Annotated in this window: 4 protein-coding genes and 1 pseudogene; 4 read left to right on the plus strand and 1 reads right to left on the minus strand. The window is 76.4% G+C overall.

What is annotated here, in order from left to right; genetic code table 11:
• The first annotated feature begins 115 nt into the window (after nucleotides 1-115).
• Both C6N75_RS20890 and C6N75_RS20895 read left to right on the plus strand, forming a co-directional pair.
• Nucleotides 116-718: pseudogene (locus tag C6N75_RS20890) on the plus strand (TetR/AcrR family transcriptional regulator).
• A 37-nt stretch (nucleotides 719-755) separates the two neighbouring features.
• A complete protein-coding gene (locus C6N75_RS20895) occupies nucleotides 756-1334 on the plus strand; it encodes a DUF4865 family protein (protein ID WP_105870442.1) in 579 nt (192 codons plus the stop codon).
• Between the two features lie 19 nt (nucleotides 1335-1353).
• Here C6N75_RS20895 and C6N75_RS20900 read toward each other — a convergent pair whose 3' ends face one another.
• The gene (locus tag C6N75_RS20900) at nucleotides 1354-2580 is read right to left on the minus strand and encodes an ROK family protein (protein WP_105870443.1); all 1227 of its coding nucleotides are present in this window, start codon (nucleotides 2578-2580) and stop codon (nucleotides 1354-1356) included.
• A gap of 229 nt (nucleotides 2581-2809) precedes the next feature.
• On the opposite strand from C6N75_RS20900, the gene C6N75_RS20905 reads away from it, so the two are divergent.
• Nucleotides 2810-3487, plus strand: a complete 678-nt coding sequence (locus C6N75_RS20905; RefSeq protein ID WP_105870444.1) for an endonuclease — start codon at nucleotides 2810-2812, stop codon at nucleotides 3485-3487.
• 60 nt (nucleotides 3488-3547) lie between these two features.
• Nucleotides 3548-3745 carry a hypothetical protein gene (locus C6N75_RS20910; protein ID WP_105870445.1) on the plus strand — a complete coding sequence of 66 codons (198 nt, stop codon included), beginning with the start codon at nucleotides 3548-3550 and terminating at the stop codon, nucleotides 3743-3745.
• The last annotated feature ends 80 nt before the right edge of the window (nucleotides 3746-3825 follow it).

Genomic DNA, 3825 nt, shown 5'->3' on the forward strand with positions numbered 1-3825 from the left:
GAGAAGTGGTGGTACATGCTGCCCTGGCCCGCCCCGGCCTCCTCAGGCGGGGGCGGGGGCGGTGCGCATGTTCCGTCCGGCACCGCAGACTCTGTGGATCTCTGTACCTACTGGTATGCACAGTCGCGCCATGAGCACCTCCGACAAGCTGGTCGAGGCGACCCGCGAGCTCCTGTGGGACCGCGGCTACGTCGGCACCAGCCCGCGCGCCATCCAGAGCCGGGCCGGGGCGGGCCAGGGCAGCATGTACCACCACTTCTCCGGCTAGCACGCGCTCGCCGCGGCGGCCATCGAGCGGTCGGCCGAGGAGCTGCGCGCCGCGGCCGAGTCCGTTCTCGGCGGGCCCGGCACGGCGTACGAGCGGGTGCGGGGCTATCTGCTGCGCGAGCGGGACGTGCTGCGCGGCTGCCCGGTGGGGCGGCTGGCCATGGACCCGGAGATCGTCGCGGACGAGACCCTGCGCGCCCCGGTCGAGGCGACCGTCGGCTGGCTGCGGGAGAGGCTGGCCGGGGTGGTCCGGGAGGGCGTGCAGCGCGGCGAGTTCGGCCCCGAGCTGGACCCGGAGGCCGTCGCCGCGGCCCTGATGGCGATCGTCCAGGGCGGCTATGTGCTGGCCCGCGCCGCCGGTTCGCCCGCCGCGTTCGACACGGCGGTACGCGGGGTGCTCGCCCTGCTCGGCCCGGGCCGGGAGCCGGCCGCCCCCGCCGGCGTCCGGTGAGCCGGCCCCCTACGACACCGAGGAGACGGCCGCGCCCATGCTCGCCCTCCAGTACACGGTTCATCTGCCCGCCGACTACGACATGGACGTCATCCGCCACCGGGTGGCCACCCGCGGGCATCTGCTGGACGCCTTCCCCGGGCTGGGGCTCAAGGCGTACCTGATCCGCGACCGGGCCGACGGCTCACCGGTCAACGCGTACGCCCCGTTCTACCTGTGGAACACCATGGCCGGCATGAACGCCTTCCTCTACGGCGCCGGGTTCCAGGGCATCGTGGACGACTTCGGCCGGCCGCCGGTGCGCCAGTGGCCCGGCCTGGCCTACCGGGAGGGCCCGGCGGCCGCGGCGGCCCCGCGCTGGGCGACGCGCCGGCGGCGGCGGAGCGAGCCCGGAGTGCCGCCGGCGCGGGCGGCCGAGGAGGCGCTGGCGGAGCACCGGGAGCTGGCCGGGCGGGAGGGTCTCGTCGCCGCGGTCACGGCGGTGGACCCGAGCCGCTGGGAGGTGCTGCACCTGGCGCTGTGGGCCGACGCGGCGCCCGCGGACGAGAGCGACGTCTACCGGGTGCTGCACCTGTCGCAGCCGGAGCGCTCCCTGCTGCCGCGGGAGCGGGGGTAGCGCGGCGTGCGGTCGGGCCTCAGGCGACCAGGTGGCCCAGCGCGGACAGCGGGTCGTCCAGGACCGGCTGCCAGGCCAGCTCGGCGGCGCCGGCCAGGCTGTTGTGGTCCAGGGTGCAGCCGAGGATGGGCACCCCGCCGCTGCGGCCCCACAGGCTGCGGTCGGCGACCACCGCGCGCAGCCGCACCGGGTCGGCGGCGAGCAGCTCCCGGTGCAGGCCGCCGAGGATGATCCGGTCGGGGTTGAGGATGTTCACCAGCCCGGCGAGGCCGAGTCCGAGACGGTCGATCAGCTCGGCGGTGGCGGCCCGGACGCCGGGGTCGGCCGCGTCGGTGCGCAGCAGGTCCCGGCACTGCTGGAGGAGGGAGACCTCCGGTCCCGGCTCGCGGCCGGCGGCGGTGAGGAAGGCCAGCGGGTCGGCCTCGACGTCCAGGCAGCCGCGGCTGCCGCAGTAGCAGGGACGGCCCTCGGGGTTGACGGTGAGATGGCCGACCTCCAGGGCCAGGCCGGCGCTGCCGGTGTGCAGCCGGCCGTCGAGCACCAGGGCGCCGCCGACGCCGCGGTGTCCGGTGGCGACGCAGAGCAGGTGCTGCGCCCCCCGGCCGGCGCCGTGGCGGTGCTCGGCCAGGGCGGCGAGGTTGACGTCGTTGCCGGTGAAGGCGGGCCCGGTGATCCCGGCGTCCCGGACCAGCCCGGCGAAGACGTCCCGGACCGGGGCGCCGGCCGGCCAGGCCAGGTGCAGCGGGTTGAGTGCCGTGCCCTCCGGTTCGGCGACCGCGGACGGCACGGCGAGTCCGGCGCCCACGCAGGCCCGGCCGCTCTCCTTGAGCAGCGCGGCCCCGGCGTCCACCACGGCGGCCAGCACCTGGGCCGGGTCCGCGGAGACGGTGACGCAGCCGGGCGCGGTCGCCGTGATCCGCCCGCCGAGGGTGACCAGGGCGGCGCGGAAACCGTCGGCGTGCACCTGGGCGGCGAGCGCGACCGGCCCGTCCTCGGCGACCAGCAGCCGGTGCGAGGGGCGGCCCTGGGAGCCGGCCGCGGCACCGGGGCGGGCGTCCACCCGGATCAGTCCCAGCGCCTCCAGCTCGGCGGCGACCGCTCCGGCGGTGGCGCGGGTGACTCCCAGCTCGGCGGTGAGCACGGCCCGGGTCGGGGCGCGGCCGGTGTGCACCAGCTCCAACGCGGGGCCGAGCGCGCTGCGCCCCCGGTCCAGCTTCGATCGGGTCGTGGTCGCCTTGCCGTTCATGTCGGCGAGTCTCCCATGATCCGCTCCGCCCTCCGTCCCCGCAGGTCGGGGCCCTGCCTGACCGGTACCCGGGGCGCGCGCCGTTTCGACGCCCGTCGGACGGGTACTGCGGGCGGCACGGCGGTACGCGGGCGGTCGGCGTCCGCCGGGGACGGTGCAGGGCGTCGCCGGGACGGTGAGCGGACCGGGCGGTCGCCACGGCGGCAGCGGGCCGGGAGGTGCGGTTTCGATGGCACACCACCAGGGGAACGGCGCGGCGACGGTGCGCGCGCTGCTGGACGAGCAGGGACGCACCTACGCCGACGAGGCGGGCATCCGGCTGAAGGACACCCCGCAGCCGCTGTACGAGCTGCTGGTGCTGGCGCATCTGCTGAGCGCCCGGATCAGGGCGGGCATCGCGGTCGCGGCGGCGCGGGCGCTGTTCGACGCGGGACTGCGGGACGCCCGCCGGATGCGGGACGCCACCTGGCAGCAGCGGGTGGACGCGCTGGGCGAGGGCGGCTACCGCCGCTACGACGAGCGGACATCCGCCCAGCTCGGGGACGCCGCCGCACTGGTGCTGGACCGCTACGGCGGTGACCTGCGCAGACTCCGCGAGCAGGCCGACGGCGACGTGGCCGCGGTGCGCTCGCTGCTCCAGGAGGTGCCGGGCGTCGGGCCGGCCGGCTCGGACATCTTCCTGCGGGAGGTGCAGGGCGTGTGGCCGGAGTTCGCGCCCTACCTCGACCGCAAGGCGCTGGACGGGGCCGAGCGGCTGGGGCTGCCCTCGGACCCGGCCAAGCTGGCCGGTCAGGTCCAGGCCGAGGAGCTGCCTGCCCTCGCCGCCGCCCTGGTCCGGGCCGCGCTCGACCGCGATGCCGCCGAGGAGGTGCACGAGCACGCCGCCGCGGCGCACGACCACTCATAGGACGACCACGTTGACCAGGTCGACTCAGGACACCGCCGACGAGCCTCAGGGAGGTTCCCGATGACCGCCTCAGACCGTGCCGGGCTGCCACTGCCCGACTACGACACGCTGTCCGTCGGTACGTTGGAGCACCGGATCCGCGGGCTCGGCTCCGATGACGTCGAGAAGCTGCTGCACTACGAGCACACCCACGGGGACCGCGCGATGGTCGTCCAGGTCCTCGCCTCCCGCAAGCACCAGATCGAGGAAGGCGGCTGACAACCCCCTCCCTTCACGGCCGCCACAGGCCGTCACACCCGAAGGCCCCGACCCCCACCAGGGGCCGGGGCCTTCGGGTG

The organism is Streptomyces solincola (genome assembly GCF_002982015.1).
Classification (GTDB): domain Bacteria; phylum Actinomycetota; class Actinomycetes; order Streptomycetales; family Streptomycetaceae; genus Streptomyces; species Streptomyces solincola.

What these genes read in the sequence shown, in the direction of transcription:
- C6N75_RS20895 (WP_105870442.1), top strand. Translation starts at nt 756, where the DNA reads ATGCTCGCCCTCCAGTACACGGTTCATCTGCCCGCCGACTACGACATG.
- C6N75_RS20900 (WP_105870443.1), bottom strand. Translation starts at nt 2,580, where the DNA reads ATGAACGGCAAGGCGACCACGACCCGATCGAAGCTGGACCGGGGGCGC.
- C6N75_RS20905 (WP_105870444.1), top strand. Translation starts at nt 2,810, where the DNA reads ATGGCACACCACCAGGGGAACGGCGCGGCGACGGTGCGCGCGCTGCTG.
- C6N75_RS20910 (WP_105870445.1), top strand. Translation starts at nt 3,548, where the DNA reads ATGACCGCCTCAGACCGTGCCGGGCTGCCACTGCCCGACTACGACACG.